The 17,649-nt window shown below is 65.5% G+C and carries 16 protein-coding genes and 1 tRNA gene; 7 read left to right on the top strand and 10 right to left on the bottom strand.

Translation table 11 applies throughout. The features are described 5' to 3' along the window. Nucleotides 1–4: 4 nt before the first annotated feature. The gene (locus ACFYOW_RS12800; RefSeq protein WP_387287273.1) at nt 5–151 is read right to left on the bottom strand and encodes a hypothetical protein; all 147 of its coding nucleotides are present in this window, start codon (nt 149–151) and stop codon (nt 5–7) included. Nucleotides 152–452: 301 nt separating this feature from the next. On the opposite strand from ACFYOW_RS12800, the gene ACFYOW_RS12795 reads away from it, so the two are divergent. From ACFYOW_RS12795 to ACFYOW_RS12785, 3 genes are all read left to right on the top strand, one after another. Further along, nucleotides 453–1,013 (top strand): hypothetical protein, encoded by a 561-nt coding sequence (locus ACFYOW_RS12795; protein ID WP_387287272.1) that lies wholly within the window; start codon nt 453–455, stop codon nt 1,011–1,013. A gap of 540 nt (nt 1,014–1,553) precedes the next feature. Next, nucleotides 1,554–1,853, top strand: coding sequence for a hypothetical protein (locus ACFYOW_RS12790; RefSeq protein ID WP_387287270.1), 300 nt, complete (start codon nt 1,554–1,556; stop codon nt 1,851–1,853). A gap of 1,107 nt (nt 1,854–2,960) precedes the next feature. Next, nucleotides 2,961–3,869 (top strand): hypothetical protein, encoded by a 909-nt coding sequence (locus ACFYOW_RS12785; RefSeq protein WP_387287268.1) that lies wholly within the window; start codon nt 2,961–2,963, stop codon nt 3,867–3,869. Between the two features lie 192 nt (nt 3,870–4,061). Here the strand turns inward: ACFYOW_RS12785 and ACFYOW_RS12780 are convergent, their stop codons facing one another. From ACFYOW_RS12780 to ACFYOW_RS12760, 5 genes are all read right to left on the bottom strand, one after another. Beyond that, nucleotides 4,062–4,676 carry a restriction endonuclease gene (locus ACFYOW_RS12780; RefSeq protein ID WP_387287266.1) on the bottom strand — a complete coding sequence of 205 codons (615 nt, stop codon included), beginning with the start codon at nt 4,674–4,676 and terminating at the stop codon, nt 4,062–4,064. Nucleotides 4,677–5,082: 406 nt separating this feature from the next. Next, on the bottom strand, nt 5,083–6,105 hold the full coding sequence (locus tag ACFYOW_RS12775) for a hypothetical protein (RefSeq protein WP_387287265.1): 1,023 nt from the start codon (nt 6,103–6,105) through the stop codon (nt 5,083–5,085). A 78-nt stretch (nt 6,106–6,183) separates the two neighbouring features. Further along, entirely contained in the window at nt 6,184–7,434 is a 1,251-nt protein-coding gene (locus ACFYOW_RS12770) for a tyrosine-type recombinase/integrase (RefSeq protein ID WP_387287263.1), read from the bottom strand. A gap of 116 nt (nt 7,435–7,550) precedes the next feature. After that, nucleotides 7,551–7,626, bottom strand: a tRNA-Gly gene (locus ACFYOW_RS12765). 100 nt (nt 7,627–7,726) lie between these two features. Then, a complete protein-coding gene (locus ACFYOW_RS12760; RefSeq protein WP_387287262.1) occupies nt 7,727–8,593 on the bottom strand; it encodes an NAD(P)H-binding protein in 867 nt (288 codons plus the stop codon). A gap of 102 nt (nt 8,594–8,695) precedes the next feature. Between ACFYOW_RS12760 and ACFYOW_RS12755 the strand changes: the two genes are divergently transcribed. After that, nucleotides 8,696–9,469, top strand: a complete 774-nt coding sequence (locus tag ACFYOW_RS12755; RefSeq protein WP_387287514.1) for a helix-turn-helix domain-containing protein — start codon at nt 8,696–8,698, stop codon at nt 9,467–9,469. 5 nt (nt 9,470–9,474) lie between these two features. On the opposite strand, the gene ACFYOW_RS12750 is transcribed toward ACFYOW_RS12755, so the two are convergent. Then, nucleotides 9,475–10,227, bottom strand: coding sequence for a lysophospholipid acyltransferase family protein (locus ACFYOW_RS12750; RefSeq protein ID WP_387287261.1), 753 nt, complete (start codon nt 10,225–10,227; stop codon nt 9,475–9,477). A gap of 8 nt (nt 10,228–10,235) precedes the next feature. Beyond that, nucleotides 10,236–10,988, bottom strand: a complete 753-nt coding sequence (locus ACFYOW_RS12745) for a lysophospholipid acyltransferase family protein (RefSeq protein WP_387287259.1) — start codon at nt 10,986–10,988, stop codon at nt 10,236–10,238. Between the two features lie 100 nt (nt 10,989–11,088). Here ACFYOW_RS12745 and ACFYOW_RS12740 point away from each other — a divergent pair, with 100 nt between their 5' ends. From ACFYOW_RS12740 to ACFYOW_RS12730, 3 genes are all read left to right on the top strand, one after another. Further along, entirely contained in the window at nt 11,089–12,006 is a 918-nt protein-coding gene (locus ACFYOW_RS12740; protein WP_387287257.1) for a hypothetical protein, read from the top strand. Between the two features lie 43 nt (nt 12,007–12,049). Next, the gene (locus ACFYOW_RS12735) at nt 12,050–13,588 is read left to right on the top strand and encodes a Rieske 2Fe-2S domain-containing protein (protein WP_387287255.1); all 1,539 of its coding nucleotides are present in this window, start codon (nt 12,050–12,052) and stop codon (nt 13,586–13,588) included. A 178-nt stretch (nt 13,589–13,766) separates the two neighbouring features. Next, nucleotides 13,767–14,096, top strand: coding sequence for a hypothetical protein (locus tag ACFYOW_RS12730; RefSeq protein WP_387287253.1), 330 nt, complete (start codon nt 13,767–13,769; stop codon nt 14,094–14,096). Between the two features lie 576 nt (nt 14,097–14,672). On the opposite strand, the gene ACFYOW_RS12725 is transcribed toward ACFYOW_RS12730, so the two are convergent. Then, nucleotides 14,673–15,629 carry a DMT family transporter gene (locus tag ACFYOW_RS12725; RefSeq protein WP_387287251.1) on the bottom strand — a complete coding sequence of 319 codons (957 nt, stop codon included), beginning with the start codon at nt 15,627–15,629 and terminating at the stop codon, nt 14,673–14,675. Between the two features lie 737 nt (nt 15,630–16,366). After that, nucleotides 16,367–17,620 (bottom strand): oxygenase MpaB family protein, encoded by a 1,254-nt coding sequence (locus ACFYOW_RS12720; protein WP_387287250.1) that lies wholly within the window; start codon nt 17,618–17,620, stop codon nt 16,367–16,369. Nucleotides 17,621–17,649 lie beyond the last annotated feature (29 nt).

The raw sequence follows: 17,649 nt of genomic DNA, 5'->3' as shown, positions 1-17,649 counted from the left end.
CCACTCAACGGCGCGAGAACACCGCCAATTTCCGCCGCGAGTCACAGTTCTGCCCCTTGGTGGACACTCGTCCGTTGCCGACCCCGCCGATCGGATCGAGTGCATCACCGTCGAGGACGAGCGTGGGCGGCCGGTCGAAGGTATCGGTCATGCCCGGACTGGACGAGAAAGGTCTGACACTTGTTGGACACCAAGGGTTTTCGACACGTTTTTCAGACTCTCGCGGCGCGAGGGCGACCAGGACTTCCGGTCCCGGCGGCCCGGTGTCGATAAAACGAACGATTCTCGACACCGATAAGTGAACCAAATCGGCAGCTTGCGCACGAATGCCAGTGCGCGGGCGAGCTCGTCGCCTTCCTGGATGCCAGCAGCGGGAACATGATTGCGCCGTAACCATGTTCGCCAAGTCGGTATTCTGCGCCGAACGAATGCGGCCTGAAGGGGAGTGCGGAATGTCAGACAGTGCCAGCGCAACTAGCGACGGCCCGAAGGGGATGCCACCAACCGACAACCTGGCCACGGTGGAGGCGCGCCGCAAGTTCGGCGAAGCGCGCGTAGCTGTCGGCCGCCCTGACCAGGCCATCCCATGGTTCGAGGCCACCGTTCGCGACCTGGCGCGGATCCTCGGTCCGGACCACGACGACACCGTTGCCGCCCGGCAGGCACTCGAGAACGCCCGCAGCCCGGCCGGCACCGCCTGGGGTCGGCTGGCTGCGGCTGCCCGAGTAGTGGTCGCGGGAGAGGGGGACGGCATCTCGCGGGAAGCCATCCACACGGCCTGGGCCGAATTGGCCAACAGTGAGGTCGTGCGGGAACTGGTCACGATCGGCGTGATGCGGGGCTTTCTCACTGACGAGCGCGCCGCGCAGATCGGCAGCCAGTTGAACGATGAGGGTGGGATGGATCTGATGCGAGCCGTGCATGCCGCGGTCGCCGACGAGATGAGCGCCATGCCCGGCCGGTCGCGGGAGCTGGAAGCGGTGTGGGGAGGCATCGGAAGCTGGCGCGGTTAAGCCACCGCACCATAATCGGCCGGTGCACCCGGACCTCTCGGACCTCGAGTCGCCGCTGCGGATTTTCAAGGCCACCGACCGGCCCGCCACTCTCGAACTGCTGAGGCTGCGGGTGAGCGTGGCGCGCGGCCGTCGCCTCAGCTGGACCGCCATCGGCCTGCTGGGGTATCTGCTCACCCAGCAGGGGCCCGTCGTGGACTACTGCGGGGCGGGCGGCCTTCGCCGACTGCGGCCGAATCACCGTCGACCAACTGGCCGACGCCCTGGCCCTGCTCGCCGATTGCGGATACCTCGTCCCGCATCGAGACGGCTGGCGGTGCGCTCCCCGAGGCAACCGCAAACGGCGCTGGCCGTACGGCTGAGACCGGCCCGAGGGCCCGAGGACCATCCGAATTGTCCCGTTTTCCGGCAGCCGATAAATGGGCGTTCTTTGATCCGGGCATCGGGGACATCGGCTGCGCTTTAACCTTATTCCGCGCGCAGAGCGAAAGTGATTCGCTCTGAACGTATGCGGCCAAACCCAACGGGGAGGGAAGTCTGATGAGCGAGGGCGTCACCTGGCGTGACCGGCTGGCGCAGGCAGCCATGCTGGCAATTCTTGGCGGGGCATTGTTGTTTGTGCTCGGCTCCTGCGACCACGGTAAAAACCCGACATGTGGTGGCCAAACGATGCACCAGGGGGATCGATGTGTGCGGGAATCGGATCATAGCTCGACCTCCTATCAGGACCGGCGCTCAGCCCAAGACCAGCTGCCGATCGTAGGTGGTGTGATGATTGCGGCTGGGGCTGCGACCCTCGTCTGGTGGCAGGTAACGCGGAAGAAGAACGCAGCAGACTGACCCCGACATCGTGAGATGAGGCTATCGACGAACCGAGTCGGCCTCGTACCGGTCGCGCAGAGCTGTGCTCACAACGCAGTCTTATGGATGCCCGTTGAGTTGAGACGCTGCCCCTTGCGGCCATGGACAACCCCACAGAGGGGACGGGCAGCTTCGTCCGTCGTGAGTCTTGAAACCATGGTTTCGAGACCCGGCCCGGCCGAGGGTGCCGACCCGGGGTCGGTGGTTGCAGAAATTCAATCTCATATGAGGTGTCGTAAAACGATCGGTTCTCAACGCTTACTCTGGTGGCGCTGCGATCGGTGGCCGGTAGGTTCATTCCGCCCGTTGCCCGGATGACAGTGCCTCTACGCACGCGCTAGGCGGGCCTTTTCGATGTCGCACATAGCTCAACCAACCGCCGAACTCGGACTGGCGAACCCGCGTCGAACACGCTTTCATTGTCATAGGAGAAGACGCGCGGATCGGCCTGTAACGAGGTCACAACTCAATGCAAACAAGCGTTTTCCGGACGCAAAGGCCACTGACCCGCGTCTGGCCAGATCCCTATCCCTCAGAATCGGCTGCAGCGCCGCCCCTTTCGCTCGCCGACACCGAAGGCACACCTTCGACCTCACACCCGCGACGGTCTCACCCTGCGCCCAATCAGGTTGTCGCAGATGGATAGTCATCCAAGTAGCCGGGGAACCGACTTCATCAGATGAAGGAATCTTGCATCTGATGCGAATATCTCGAGTTGAGCACGCTCAGGAATGGTTCTTACCGCGACTCTTCGGCCAACTGGACCCCACGGGCCTGTCGTTGACAGGGCCGACTAATGAACACGATTGAGGATGCCTTCTGAGATTCGGCCTCCCCACTCGACGCGATCCAGTTCCTCGACTCTCGGCCAGGATCGTGTTTTAGCGCTTCACTTTCCAGGTGTGGCGTGGGCCCGCCCTCTTCGATGATTCGACCTGCTGATGTGAGTCGAGTCGCGGTCGCGAATGCAGCTGGGACGACCGGAAGCTGGGCACGCCCGCCATGCCTATGGCAATTCCACTGCGAAGCCCGGCCCGTCCTGACCACACCGGCACTATCGTGGAGGTACCTGTGGGGAGGAACACGATGGTATCGGTGACGCTGTACCGCTATTCGTTCAATTTCCGCTATGCCCTGAACGACCGGCAGATGGCGGGTTTCGACCCGGGCCGGGCATTCGTCGAGATCTATGCCGTCGACACGCCCGAAGGCCGGGACGAGCGCGGGTGGACCTGTCTCGACCGGAGGACGGCGACGCGGAGTATCCGAGTCGAGGCCACCGACGGGGAATCCGCCGCGTGGGCCCGGGCCCAGACCGCCGCGCTGGATGCACTGTGGACCGCTGAACAGCAGCTCGTCCACGATCTCGGCATGCGGATCGAGGGCGGCTTCTCACCCGGACTGCGGCGTGGTTCCGGCTGGTCGGCGGCCCGCCGCCGCAGCCGAACCGCGTCACGGCAGGCATTCGACAGACTCGAACAGCGGCTGCACGACATCGCCGAGCGCTATCGCCCCGTCCGCGAGCAGATCGAGCCCCGCGTGGACGAGGCCGACGCACGCGCACAGGAAGAACAGGCACGACTCTGGAAAGCCCAGCGCGAGCGGGAAAAACGCGATGACCGCTTCACCGAGCTGGCGGCCCAGACCCGATGGAACTACCGCGTCACCGAATCCGACCGAACCGTCCACATCTTCCGCGCCGACGACTCGACCCTGACCACCGGCGAACTGATCGACGAGCTCCAGCGCCCCACCCACCACCTCACCGGCTACACCGTGCACTGGGCCGCCGCCGATCGCGCCGAGATCGAGCACGTCAGCGGCGCAGACTTCGCAACCTGGTGGGCCGTAGTAGCTCCCGGCCACTGGAACGATTCCCGGCGCATCCCGTCCCGCCCGCCGACCCGTTCCGGCCCATACATCGGTGGCCACTCCAGCTACGGCGGCCACTCCTCCTGCGGTGGCGGCTTCTCCTCCTGCGGTGGCGGCTTCTGACGCGACGGCGTGCAGCCGGGCTGATACACAACGTCCAGGCGGTCGCGGACCTGTGCTTAGCGCCGGATTGGGCGGATCTGCTCCCCGACCCCCGACGGCCGCCCGTCGATGCCGACGAGGGCGAGGACGTCGTGCTGGTCATCGAGTTGATCTGCGATCCCACATTGCCCTGAGGTCAGAAGTCGGCCGACTTCAATTCCAGGGAGTCGGCCCGGACTGTGATCCCCACGCTACGAGCGTTTTTGCTGGCATGAGCAGGATCCCGGCCTTGGCCGCGTACGCGCGTGCTTGCGGGGTAAACGTGTGCGCGGTGGTCACCACGGCCGCCACGTCGGCGCCGTGGATGGTGTGCGCGGTTCCGCCGAACCGTTGCACGTCTTGGCTGCCCACGCTGCGGCCGTTGCGGTATCGCTTGGCTTGCAGCACGATTCGGCGGCCGTCCGGTGCTCTCGCGATCACGTCAGCGCCCAGATCGCCGGATCCGCCGACTACCTGGACGTCGGTGCAGCCGTCGCGGCGGCACAACGCGGCCAGTGCTTCCTCGAACTCGGACGGACTCAGCGAGTTCTGCCGTAGTGCTGCCAGCACGCGCGCGTCATCGCGAGCACGCTCCTGGCGGCGATGCCGCACCGCCAGCATGACGGCGCCAGCGGCGACGACCAACGCACACACCCCAACAGAGGCGAGTATCACGGCTTGCCGTTGGGCGATGTCCGCGACCTTGGGTGCAACTACCAGCGCGGCAACGGCGGCCATGAACATGAACGCCGCCGCGTTCGATCCGCGGCGACCACGTCGTCTTCCCATCTCGTACCCCTCAGCAGCCTGGCTGGAAGGCACTTCTGTCTCCCATGTGACCGGTTGGAGAGCAGCACTGCGCGCATGCAGTGCGACAGGGCCTGCCCCTGCGTAATCCCGTTTTCCGGCTGTGCGCCGGGACCAGCGGTTGTGGGGGGGTTCCAGTATTGCGTCAGCCAGAACCACGCCGGTGTGTTGATCTGGCCATTGCACCACCCCTGTGACGGGTTCCGGCCGACGGCACCGCACGGCTTCCGATAGCACAATTACCTGTTTGACAACCGATTCCGTTGCTTATCGGCGGTCAGAACCGTGCAAGGATGGATATCCCCCGGGCGAAACCGCGCGCATGCAACCCATTCCGTGGCGTCGTAGTTCACGGCCGTGGAAGGCGCAGCGGCGGCCCGGTCCATCTTCAGTCCTTGGCAGACCGCTGCTGTTGTGGGCCAACCAGATCGGCATCGGCCGTGCCTTGTTCGGCCTGGCGATCGATGTGCATCGAACCGATCTGCCCGCGGTATGTCCGTAGGATCTCGCTGACTTGTTCGCGATGTTCGCGCGCGGCGCGGTCGGCCATTGCGTGGGCGGCCGTGATCGCCCGGGAGTACTCCACATCACGCTGCTCGAGCTGAAGTCGGTGTTCAGTAGCCTGGTACTCGAGCCGATGTCGCAGCGTCGCGTTCTCCTCAGCCGCAGTCGCCGCGTTGACGACTTCGGTATCTCGTTCGCCGTCTGCGCGAGCCTGCGCCACGCGGGCTGCGTCGAGGTGTCCGCGCATTTCCTTCAGGACGGTCTCGGCCTCTTCGTAGACCCGGTCGCGATCTGCCTCTACCTCGGCAATGCGCTCTTGTGCGTCGGTGGCGGCTTGTGCTGCAAGGTCTTTGGCCTGCTGTGCTTCCTCGGCGGCTTCGTCGGCGGCGGCCAGGGCCAGCTCCTCGAGTTCGACCGCACGTTCCAGCTGACGCGCCATGACCGTGGCCGCTTTCTCTGCGTCGGCGCGGGCCTGTTCGGCGGCGGCGATGCGGACGGTCGCGTCCCGTCGAATCTCGGCGATCTCACCGTCGATAACCGCAGGGTCGGTGACCTCGGCGATCAATTCACCGGCGTCGACCAGCATGGCCGCCAGTTCCGCGCGCGTCAGCTCGATGCGGTCGACAAGATCGGCGAGGGCATTCATGCCATTGGTGACCGGACGCGACGGGCGCTGCTCCATGCGCTTGGCGGACTTGTCGTCGGCTTTACGCTTGCGGCGCAGCGCTTTCTGGGCGGTGTGGTCGGGGTTGTCGCAGTATTTGCGGGGTGCGCCCGGTCTGCCGCTGCTCATGACTTCGGCTTCGCATGTACCGCCGTTGTCCAAGGGGAACTGGCATCCCGTCGGGGTGTCGGTGGTTGTGGTGCGTGGGTTGACGGCTTTCAGCATCATGGAATTCCGTTTCATTCCATTTCATTTCATTCCGACGCTGCGGTGATGAAATGAATCCTGGTGGGCAGGTGGAGTGCTCGGGACGTGGCTGGTTCAGGCGACGGTGCGCAGCATCGCGGCGCGGGCGCGTGGGAGCCGGTTGGCGATGACTTGGGCGGCTGCGGCGCTGGCGCGGCGGTCGTTGTGGCCGTAACGGGCATCGGTCGTGTTGACCGACTTGTGTCCGGCGTCGCGGGACACGACGAACAGGGGGACGCCGTCCTGGAGCTTCCAGGAGATGCCGGTGTGGCGCAGCGTGTACGGGGTGAGCCGTTTGTGGCGCATCGAGGCGATCGCGTCGGCGAACTGCTCCAGCAGATCCTCCGGGTCCGCGCCTTTCCATTGGGCGTTGGGGCCGAACGGTTCGAGGTTGCCGTCGGCGAGAGCACGAAGACGGCGTATGGCGGGCACCCACGCTTTGGCGTAGAAGTAGCCCGCGCTGATCGGGGTGTCGTTGCTGGTGTGGACCAGCAACTCGTCCCCCGGACGGTCGAGGTCGAAGCGCTCGAGGGTTTCCAGCGGAACCGTGACGGTGCGAATACCGCGCGAGGACTTCGGTTTTCCCAGCTTCATCTCACCGCCGACGTACTTCCACGCCTTGTTGATACGCACATCGCCGGTCCGCTTGTCGATGTCGCGGATCTGGATGGCGGTGACCTCGCTGGGCCGCGCCATCGAGACCAGGTTGAACTCGGCGTGCGGGCGCCACCGCGGCGGCATCAACTGCTCGAAGAGCTCCCATTCGTCGTTGTCGAAGATGTCGAGCTCCGGCGCGTCGTGGCGCGGCAGCCGAATACCCAGGCACGGGTTGTAGGGGATCAACGGTGACGGTCGTTCGGCCACCGCCGCGTTCAAACCGGCGGAGAGGAATCCGTGTTTGTTGTGAATGGTTTTCGCGCCGTTGCCCTTGTCCTGCTCGAGGTGCACGATCCAGGCCGCGTCCAGATCCTGGTTGAACGCCGTGATCGGCAGCGAGGAGCCGAAGAACGGTTCGATGTCGACATCGATGTAGCGGAGGTAGCCGGCACGGGTGCGTTCCTCTATACCGGTCAGGCGCGCGGTGTACTTGCGCAACCACTCGACAAGCGTCGTATACCGCACTCCGGCACCGAGCTGGATCTCCCGGATCCGGCGCGCCTCGGCGACACCGACCACCTCGGCCAGCTCACACCAGCGCGCCGCGGCCTCGAAGTCGTCGAAGGTCTCCGAGGTCGAGCGTCGACGCCCGGTCTCGTCGTAGAAGTGGAACGGAACCTGCCAGGCGATCGACCCGTTGCTACGGGGTCGCGGGCGGGGTGTGAGCATGAAGCCTCCAGAGCCGGTGGGTGCCCTGAGAAGCTGTCGTGACCGCAAGTGGTGACACATGTGGTGACATGCGCGTCTACACCAGGGTAGCTCACGCTACTGACCTGGTGTTTTCGTGGAGCGGATGACGGGATTCGAACCCGCGACCCTCACCTTGGCAAGGTGATGCGCTACCAGCTGCGCTACATCCGCATGCGCTTCGTCGGGGTCCGGGAGGGCCGCAACGACGTGCGTCCAAAACTGTAGTCCGTCATCGCGTCCAAATGAAAATCGGACATTCGACGTTGGCGCATCAGGGAGCGCGGTGGTCGGCGAGAGCTGTAAAGAAGGAGGCGTGGTCGGCGGCCCAATCGGCGTAGCTGCGGGGTGCGCGGCCCAGGACTTGGTGGACGTCGTCGGTGAGCGTTGCGTTGCCGCCGGCGCGGACATAGGCCTGGCCGGCCAGTGCTCCGTCGGCGAATTCCGGGGACATGCCTGACGAGATCATGTGTTCGCGCGCAACGTCTTCCGGCACGTCGACAACCTCCAGTGGGCGGCCGAGGATCGTCGCCAGTGTGGTGACCTGGTCGGCGCAGGTGAGCAGCGCAGGGCCGGTGAGGGTGTAGATGCGGCCGGAGTGGCCGGGTCTCAGCAAAGCCTCGGCGGCGACTGCGGCGACGTCACGTGGATCGATGACGCCCTGGCTGCCGGTACCGGTGAGATTCGGCACGGGCCGGCCGGATCGGATGGGATCGGCCCAGCTCAACGTGTTGGAGGCGAAGCTGGTCGGACGCAGGATCGTCCATTCGACACCGCTGTCGCGAACCGCCTGCTCGCCAGGCATATGCCAGGTGCCGACGCGGCCGAGTTGCGGATCGCCGGTGCCGATGGCGGAAAGTTTGACGATCCGGCGCACACCCGCGTCGCGAGCCGTGCGGACCAGCTCGCGATCGGTTTCGGCGTCGTCGGGGCCGAGGACACCGAGGAGGAAGGCCGCATCCGCGCCGGTCATAGCGGCGGCCATCGAGTCGGGGTCGTGGTAATCGCCCCGGACCACCTCGACCCCGGCGGGCACCCGCTCCGGATTCCGCGTCACCGCGCGGACCCGCACTCCACGTGCGGCCAGCTGACGGACGATTTCACTGCCGATGGTGCCCGTGGCACCGGTGATGACGATCATGAGGAGAGCGTGCCGCCGAAGCCACCCTGTTCGATAGGAAATTTCGGCACGGCTTCGGGCGCTGTATCCGGCTGTGAGCTGCTTACAGTGGGTCGGGTGACCATGCAGGTAGACCTGATCGAAGCCACAGTGCCCGCGCCGGAATCGCTGCGTCCGTGGATCACCGAGTTGGGACGGTTCCCCTCCGCCACCGATGCGTCCCTACCGTTCACGCATGTGCCGCATGCTGGCACGACGATCGTGCTGCGTGCTGCCGACCGCCCCGACGCATTGGTCCTCGGCCCGCAAACCCGCGCCTCGTACTCCAAGGCGGATAAACCCGCTGGCTGCGCCCGCCTGCGCCTGGCCCCCGGCGCCACCCGCCAACTACTCGGCGTTCCCGCCGCCGAACTCGCCGATCGTGTCGTCCGCCTCGCCGAGGTCCCCGGCGTCGCCGCCGAATTGGCGAACGAACTCGCCATGCTGCCAGCGGAACAGGTCCTGCCTTTTCTGGAAGAGGCTCTCCCACAACGTATCTCCGAAGACGCGACCCAACGCAGCCACCGCGAACTTGTCCGCGATGCGGTAGCCGCCATATCCGCAACGCCAACGGTCCGCGACCTCGCCACCGCCCTCGCCGTCAGCGAACGCCAACTACGCAACCTGTTCACCAACGGAATCGGCATCCCCCCAAAGCATTTCGCCAGGATCGGCCGCGTCCGCCGGATCCTCGTCGATGCGAGCAACACGGAGGTTTCATTGGCCGACGTCGCAGCCATCCACGGCTACTACGACCAATCCCACATGTCGGCGGACTTCAAAGCACTCATGGGTGTGCCACCGGCCAAGTTCTTCCAGGGAAACGTGCCCGCACCGACCCCGTGCCGGTCTGCCTGACCAACTCAGCGAGTTTTCCGCTGAGCCGCAGCGCGACGTCGGGCCATCTCTTCTTGCTCGAGCACCGCGGCCTCGGCAAGGGTGGGCGCACTGCCGCCGAGTCGGGCCGGAACCCAAGGCGCACCCTCGGGCATCGGATAGCCCGCTTGCGCCTGTTCGAGTAATTCGCCCATCCGCGTACGGATTTCGGCGGTCAGGTCGTCGGTCGATCGGTCGGGCGGGATCGGATCGCCGATGCGAATATTGATCGGAAAACGATGGCGGCCGAGCTTTTTGGGGAAACCCTTGGTCCAGATGCGATGCGCGCCCCATATAACGATCGGAATGATCGGCACGTCCGCGTCGATCGCCATACGAGCCGCGCCGGATTTGAATTCCTTGAGTTCGAAACTGCGACTGATCGTCGCTTCCGGATAAACCACGACCAGTTCGCCTCCGCGCAACGCCTCGAGGGCGTGCCGGAACGATGCCGCTCCGGCCGCGCGATCGACGCCGATTGCCTTGCAGTGCTTCATGAGAAAGCCGACGATGCCGTGCTCGAGTTCGGCCTTCATCATGAAGCGGACATTGCGCCGTGATTTGCGCCCGACCAGCCCGACCTCCATGAAGTCCAGGTAGGCGGTGTGATTCACGGCGAGTACGGCGCCGCCGGTGCGCGGAATCCGGTCCTGGCCGGTGATGTCGATGCGCAGACCCTGCACCGCGAACATCGTGCGAACCAAACCGGTGAGAATGTCATAGACCGGTTCCCGCGACATAGTGTCCCCTACAACGAATCCCCGGATGCCCGGCGCGCCGCCTTCTCCTCGGCTTCGGCGGTATCCATGGCATCAGCTTCTTCGAGGGTAGGCGCACTGCCGCCCAAACGTGCCGGTACCCAGTACGCGCCGGGTTCGTGTACGTAGTCCTGCTGCAGATCCAGCAGCATGGCCTGCATGGTGCTGCGGAGGTCGGCGGTGAGTTCGGCGGCGGGCTCATAGGGCTGGATCGGTGCGCCGACGGCAATGGAGATCGGAGTATTGGTGCGGCCCAGACGCTTCGGGAAGCCCTTGGTCCACACACGCTGGGCGCCCCAGATGACGATCGGAATGATCGGCACGTCCGACTCGATCGCCATGCGCGCGGCGCCGGATTTGAAGGCCTTGATCTCGAAGCTGCGGCTGATGGTCGCCTCCGGGTAGACGCCGACCAACTCGCCCTTGCGGAGGTACTCGAGTGCCGCCTGGTACGAGTCGGCCCCCGCGGACCGATCGACCGGAATGTGCTTGAGCGCCCGCATGATCGGGCCGGAGATGTTGTTGTCGAACACCTCCTTCTTGGCCATGAAGCGGATGTACCGCTTGGGGGTGCGCACCGGCAGACCCGCGTAGGTGAAGTCCATGTAGCCGGTGTGGTTCACCGCCAGGACGGCACCACCGCGCGCCGGAATATGTTCAGCGCCCTTGACGCTGAACTTCAAACCTTCGACAAAGAAGACGGTACGGGCAAGCCCGATTATCGTCCGGTAGACGGGTTCCACAATTCCGCTAGCGTAGTCGCTGACTGTCCCATCCGGCAGAGCCGCCGCGACTGCGCGCGTCTGACCCGTCGCTCAACGTCTATGAAAGAGGACCCTCGAAGTGGAACGCGCCCGCCCGATACCGCGTGAACGCGACTGGAAGGACCCGCGCGAACGCGACCGGAGAGGGCTGGTGGCCATCATGGGTGGTCTGGTGCTGACCGGCGCCGTCCTGCTCACCGGCTGTGATTCCGTATCCGGCATTCCCGGCGACGAGCTGGAACGAACGTCGGGGCCGACTGCCACCACGCAGGCCGCCGCGATTGCGACCACAACTCCTATGGCCGTGGCGCAGGCGTTCGCGGTGCCGGTCGGCGCGGTCCCCGGCCTGCCCGGCGCGACGGATGTCGCGGCGCGCTTCGGGGCCGTCTTGGCTGGTTCGACACCCGCCGAATTGCGGTCTAAATGCTGGATGCTGGCTCCGGGCAATGTGGCCGATATGGCCACCGAGCAGACGGCGATCCTCAAAGCCCTCGCACAACCCGCTACCACCACACAGAACACCGTCACCTGGCAGAACGCGGGCACGACCGTCGCCTTCGATCGGGACGAACTCGTGGCGGCCACGAAGAATTCGTCCCAGATCGTCTGCCCATGGGTGGCGCAGGACGGCGCCGATGCCGGGCCCAATGAGGCCGATGCCAGGCATACTGTGCGGCGCTATCTGTCCCGCTTCGTCGGCACCCCGCTCGATCCCGCCGATAAAGAGGGAACCTACCCACTGGTCTGCAAGGCGAGCCCGGCGAACTGGGACCCGAGCGGAACCGGAAGTCCGACAGCTCCGCCGCTGGCCAACAACCCGGGCAGGCTCACCGGCACCACGAAATTCACCGATCAGGAGATCCGCTCGGAGCGGCTGCGCGCGGGCTACGTCACCGTCGAGGTTCCGGTCACGAACTCCTCGGGTGTGACACAGACCCGAACCTTCACCCTGACCGCGGGCAACGAGGGCTACTGCATCGGCGACGTTTCTGCCTAACCACTACCCTTGATGGCTGGTAACCGGTCAGGAGGAACAGCTCGTGCAGATCACCAGCGTCGGACACGCCGGATTCCACATCCGCACCGCGGCCGGGTCGATCCTTTGCGATCCCTGGGTCAATCCCGCGTACTTCGGTTCGTGGTTCCCGTTTCCGGACAACACCCAGCTGGACTGGGACGAGCTGGGCAATTGCGATTTCCTGTACGTCTCGCATCTGCACCGCGACCATTTCGACGCGGCGCACCTGGCGAAGCACGTCAACAAGGACGCGACCGTGCTGCTGCCGGACTATCCGGTGCCGGATCTGAAGCGGGAACTGGAGAAGCTCGGCTTCCACAAGTTCTTCGAGACCGAGGATTCGGTGAAGCACCGGGTGGCCGGGCCCGGCGGCGAGATCGACATCATGATCATCGCGCTGCGCGCACCCGCCGACGGACCGATCGGCGACTCCGGGCTGATCGTCTCCGACGGCGAGACCACCTGTTTCAATATGAACGATGCCCGTCCGGTGGATATGGATGTGCTGCACGACGCATTCGGGCATATCGATATCCACCTGCTGCAGTACTCCGGCGCGATCTGGTATCCGATGGTCTACGACATTCCCGCGCGGACCAAGTCGAATTTCGGTAAGCAGAAGCGTCAGCGCGGAATGGACCGGGCGCGCAGCTATATCGAGCAGGTCGGCGCCACCTGGGTGGTGCCATCGGCGGGTCCGCCGGTATTCCTCGACGACGAGTTGCGCTACCTCAACGACGATCGCGGCGACGAGGGCAATATCTTCCCGGACCAGATGGTGTTCCTGGAACAGATGAAGATCCACGGCAACGAGGGCGGAATCCTGATGATTCCGGGTTCGGTCGCCGATGTGCGCGGTGCGGAACTCACGCTGACCCATCCGTTCGAGCCGGGCCTGATCTATGACAACAAGGCCGAATACATCGAGTTGATGGCGCAGCGTTTCGCGCCCGTGCTGGCGGCCGAAAAGGCTGCGTGGGCAACTGGTGACGAGCGACTGCTGGAACCGCTGCAGGCGCTGTTCGAGCCGATCATGAAGCAGAGCGATCTGATCTGCGACGGGATCGGCTATCCGGTCGGGCTGGTCATCGGTGACGAAACCGTGGTGCTGGACTTCCCCAAGCGGGTGGTGCGCGGGCCGGTCGAGGGTGAAGGCAAGTACCGGTACGGCTTCCGGATCCCGCCGGAACTGGTGCGCACCGTGCTGCGCGAGGAGGAGCCGGACTGGGTGAACACCATTTTCCTGTCCACCCGATTCCAGGCCTGGCGTATCGGCGGCTACAACGAATTCCTGTACACCTTCTTCAAATGCCTCACCGATGAGCGGATCGCCTACGCGGACGGTTGGTTCGCCGAGGCGCACGACGATTCCGCCTCGACGGAATTGGCCGGCTGGGAAGTCCAGCGCCGCTGCCCACATCTGAAGGCGGATCTGTCGAAATTCGGCGTGGTCGAAGGAACCAATCTCACCTGCAATTTGCACGGGTGGCAGTGGGACCTGGAATCGGGCCGGTGCAAAACCTCCAAGGGACATGAGCTGCGCTCACGCAAGCTCGTCTGAATCCTGGCCCCCATGGGCCTTTGCCGACTGCTGGTCGGTTCTGAAATCCGAGGCAATCCAGCCGCTGGCGTGCTGGTAGGACCTACCGTGCGCTCCTAGAATCGGGAGTGTCGGGGAATTTCGGGACTCGATGATCGGCGAGTCAGGTCCGCGCGACGGCTCGCCGGAAGAAGGCACCATGATCACCAACAAGGTGCACGGCAACGGTACGTGCCGACTACTCGCAAAGGTCGCACTAATTGGAGCGGCCATGACGGTTCCGATGACGGCAGTGGCGGCTCCCGCCATGGCAACGCCGACACCTGGACCCGGTGTAGTACAGACTGATTGCGACTTCGACTTCGACTTCGGCTTCGACACCGGCAAGCCCTGGCACGGCCACGGCAACCCATGGAAATTCCACGGGAACCCATGGAACGGCTGGGGCAACCAGGGGTGCGGCTGGGGCAACCAGTGGTTCTTCCCTCCGGGCTGGTTCTTCCCCCCAGGCTGGTTCGGCAGTAGCTAACCGAACGAATCCGAGCGCCGCGAGATAGGTCTCCCGGCGATGTCGGCCATTGCGGTTGCCGTCGCTGGGTGACCCCTGTTCGGGCGCATGCCCTCGAGCTAGGCCCCGCCCCGACCCACAGGTGCGACAACCGAACCGACCCGGTGCCGGGAGACCAGCCGAATACAAGACTGCCTCCCGATGCTGGGGTCGCACTCTCGAGCGCATGGCCATGGCTCGCGTACCGACGCATTGATGCCCCGGGCCTGCCGGAACCAGATCGCGAGACACTCGGGACCGCCTCGCGAGCCCCGACAACATCCGACCTTTCGCCGCGTCGATGACCCGGAGCGTGGGACAGCCCCTCGGTGCCGGAGCGCGGACGCTGAGACCGGCCCACTTGCTCGGTCGTGCGCGCATATCGGCGCGTCGACTGTGCCTGTCCCGCAAGCTCGCGTCGGCAACTGAGCATGTCGAAATCGCCGGGCGAGACATGGGATCGGCCTCGCAAGCGTTTTTACCTAGACATCGACACCTCGATCACCGGAACTGCAGGCAGGGACTGCCTGCTGGAACTTGGAGCGCGGATGCTGAGGGTCAGCCTCGCGAACGAGTGGCGACGACGACCGCGATGAAGGTCAAGGCGCAGCCGATTACGGCAGTTGGTGACAGTCCGGCACCGGTTGGGGTGAGGAGGTCCAGGGTGATCGAGGCCAGGAGTTGCCCTGCTACCGAGGTCAAGCCGAGCAGCAGAACGCCGATCCAGCGCACGGTGACGGCGGCAAGGGCGATGAAGGCGACGCCGATGAGACCGCCCAGATAGAGCCATGGCTCACTGGGGAATTCGGACGGCCAGCCGGTCCCGACCAAGATCGAGGCCTCGATGGCGAACAAGGCAGCCGTGCCGACGCCGAAGTTCACCAGGGTGGCGGAGAACGGGCCGCCGACCGCGCCGACGCGACCGTTGACCGCCTGCTGCCAAGCCAGTCCGATTCCGGCGAGCGCGGGCAAGAGGATCAGCGCGGCGGTGGGCCCGGTGCGCAGCCATTCGGGCACCGCCGCGGAACCGACCGGTGCACCAGACCGTCCCGCCGCGGCGAGGACCACTGCGACCAGGGCCAGCGCCGCGCCGCCGACGCGCGAAACCGTGACCGGGGTACGGCCGTTCGGCGCCAACCCGAGCCGGTCCACCACCAGACTGCTCAGTAGTTGACCGCCGACCGTGGCGACGGTGAAGGCCGTGACGCCGATCGCCGCAACGGTAAGTCCTTGGCACGCAACGAAAAACGCACCACAGAGCCCACCGAACAACTGCACCGGCCGCAACTCACCACCGGCCACCGCCCGCCGCACCCGCACCAGCCCGTCCCGCAACCGCCGACTGACCGCGAACGCGATCAACAACACCACCAGACCGAGGCCGAAGCTGATACAGGCAGCCGCGATCCCATCCTGCAACCGCACACCCAACGCCCCATTGATCCGGCCCTGCACCGCCACCCCGACCCCGATGCAGAACCCGAAGGTCAACCCCACCTTCGCCCGCGCCACCATCCCCGCACCGTACCGCCACCCCCACATCCCCCGACCGCGCCACAGCACACCGCGATCCCGCGCCGGCCGGATCAGACACCCCTTCGCTGGAGATCGCAGCCCCGAATTCGCCCTGGAATGGCCGGTCACCTCGATGCAGTCGGCCAAGAAATGTTCGTCCGATGCTTCTGACGGCTGCACCATCGGCCGAGTCGACCACCGGCAGCCACCAACAGCGCCGCCCCCAACCAGCCGAGCGGCAATACGAGCGCTCGGACGCGGATCACGCCCGCTAGCCTGCATGATCCGGAGCGCACCGATGGCACCGACCGACCAGCAAGCGACGTTCGTGCACGCCCACCGCGGCAACAGCCCGGGCCGCCGCACTCCGCCGCCCACTGGCCCTGCGGCTTCCTGCACCGCTACGCCACCGAGCACCGCCACAGCGGCCTGGGCCGCACAGCCCAGCCACGGTCCACCACAACACCGCCACCTAAGTCCACCGGCAGCGGCAAACAACCGTTGACAACTGCCGCGCAACCTAAGCGAGGCAATCACACGATATGCGACCGTCGTTCGGCTGCATCGCTGCGTGCAGAGTGCTTCGAGCGGGCTGGCAGCCACCACTTTCAGGACGATTCGTGGCCAAGCACTGACCGCGGCCATCCACCGAAGGTCACGCGAGAGCTCGCGGTGATGCCACGGCGGCATCGGTCAGAACGAGCCGCAGGCCGACCACCTAGCGCACAGGCCATCGGTTACCCGGCGCGCAGGGTGGTGCGGGCGGCGTAGGTGTCGTGACGAGCGTAGGTGCGGTCGCCCCCGTTGCGAGCGATGGAGCCGCGAACCAGGCGGGCGCGGATTCGGGCACCGAGTCGTTCCTGGAAGCGGGTGGCGCCGGGGATGAGTTGGCGGGGTACTTCCAATGCGCCGTTGACTACGGCGGTGGCCATGACGGCGCTCTGGAAGAATTTACTGTTCTCCAGGCCGAGGAAATCGGAGTTGGTCGGGCCGAGGACGATTCGGCTGTAGGCGACCATATAACTGGTGATCACGCGGCGGATCAGGCGCTGAACTGCGGTGTCGGTGCCGATGAACAGGCCACCCGCGGCTGGGACCAGGGCCTGGGCCAAGCGGCGGGAGTCCTCGTCGGGAATGAATTCGGTATCGGCGAGGATCCAGAAAGCGCGCCAGGTATCGGTTTCATTGGTCGGCAGGATTTCGGCGTCGATGCCGAGCAGGAAGCCGACATAGCGCCAGAGCTGGAATACGGCATCCTTCTCCTGCGCCGAGAAGCGCAGGCCGAGCGCCTGTGCGCCAACCAGATTCGCCATCGAGAACAGCCCGAGCGTGCCGACGGTGAGCACCTGGTTCACCGGATGGTCCCAGGCTTCGTAATCCCAATCTGGACGTCGATTCATACCCGCCCGGACCAGCGCGTGCATCAGCCGTACCCGCAGCACACTCTTGTAGCCGACCTGATTGCGTTGCAGCCCACCGGGAGTCGTGACGTCGAGCCACCACTGGGTGGTTTCGGCCAGGCGGCGCGGCGCCATGGCGTCGAGGTCGCCGGTGCCGACCAGTGTCTTATCCGCGCGGGCGGCCAGATAGCCGCCCATCAGCGCGAACATGCCCATCGCGATGCCGCCCCAGACGCTGGTGCGTTCCACCACCCGGGCACCGCGGTCGATCTTGGTGCGGTCCAGCCAGTACGGGTCCGTCTCGACCCGACCGAAGAATGCCGTCAACTCGGCGGGCGCGTTCGGCACCGCATCGATACCGCGTTCCACGGCCATCTCGAACATCCGCCGGCCCTCACCGACCGGCAGCCGCTTGAACATCGCGACCACATCGTCCGCGAGTGGATCCCCGACCTGCGTGAACCGGCGGAACGAATCCCGCTGCGCGGCGGTGCAGCGCAGATCGCCGGGCGCCAGCACCGGCACCGCGTACCGGAACGGGAACTCCGTGAACAGCGGCGGAGTGGGCAGGAGCTGGTTGTCATGCGTCATTGCATTTCACCCATCGCAAGAGAGGTTCG

Source organism: Nocardia sp. NPDC006982, from assembly GCF_042869435.1.
Taxonomy (GTDB): Bacteria; Actinomycetota; Actinomycetes; order Mycobacteriales; family Mycobacteriaceae; genus Nocardia.
Note: the sequence above shows the minus strand (reverse complement) of the source record. Positions and strands in the feature narration are given on the sequence as shown.

Bases quoted from the DNA above. Each gene is read 5' to 3' on its own strand.
- ACFYOW_RS12800 (WP_387287273.1), bottom strand. From the start codon at position 151: ATGACCGATACCTTCGACCGGCCGCCCACGCTCGTCCTCGACGGTGAT.
- ACFYOW_RS12795 (WP_387287272.1), top strand. From the start codon at position 453: ATGTCAGACAGTGCCAGCGCAACTAGCGACGGCCCGAAGGGGATGCCA.
- ACFYOW_RS12790 (WP_387287270.1), top strand. From the start codon at position 1,554: ATGAGCGAGGGCGTCACCTGGCGTGACCGGCTGGCGCAGGCAGCCATG.
- ACFYOW_RS12785 (WP_387287268.1), top strand. From the start codon at position 2,961: ATGGTATCGGTGACGCTGTACCGCTATTCGTTCAATTTCCGCTATGCC.
- ACFYOW_RS12780 (WP_387287266.1), bottom strand. From the start codon at position 4,676: ATGGGAAGACGACGTGGTCGCCGCGGATCGAACGCGGCGGCGTTCATG.
- ACFYOW_RS12775 (WP_387287265.1), bottom strand. From the start codon at position 6,105: ATGAAACGGAATTCCATGATGCTGAAAGCCGTCAACCCACGCACCACA.
- ACFYOW_RS12770 (WP_387287263.1), bottom strand. From the start codon at position 7,434: ATGCTCACACCCCGCCCGCGACCCCGTAGCAACGGGTCGATCGCCTGG.
- ACFYOW_RS12760 (WP_387287262.1), bottom strand. From the start codon at position 8,593: ATGATCGTCATCACCGGTGCCACGGGCACCATCGGCAGTGAAATCGTC.
- ACFYOW_RS12755 (WP_387287514.1), top strand. From the start codon at position 8,696: ATGCAGGTAGACCTGATCGAAGCCACAGTGCCCGCGCCGGAATCGCTG.
- ACFYOW_RS12750 (WP_387287261.1), bottom strand. From the start codon at position 10,227: ATGTCGCGGGAACCGGTCTATGACATTCTCACCGGTTTGGTTCGCACG.
- ACFYOW_RS12730 (WP_387287253.1), top strand. From the start codon at position 13,767: ATGATCACCAACAAGGTGCACGGCAACGGTACGTGCCGACTACTCGCA.
- ACFYOW_RS12725 (WP_387287251.1), bottom strand. From the start codon at position 15,629: ATGGTGGCGCGGGCGAAGGTGGGGTTGACCTTCGGGTTCTGCATCGGG.
- ACFYOW_RS12720 (WP_387287250.1), bottom strand. From the start codon at position 17,620: ATGACGCATGACAACCAGCTCCTGCCCACTCCGCCGCTGTTCACGGAG.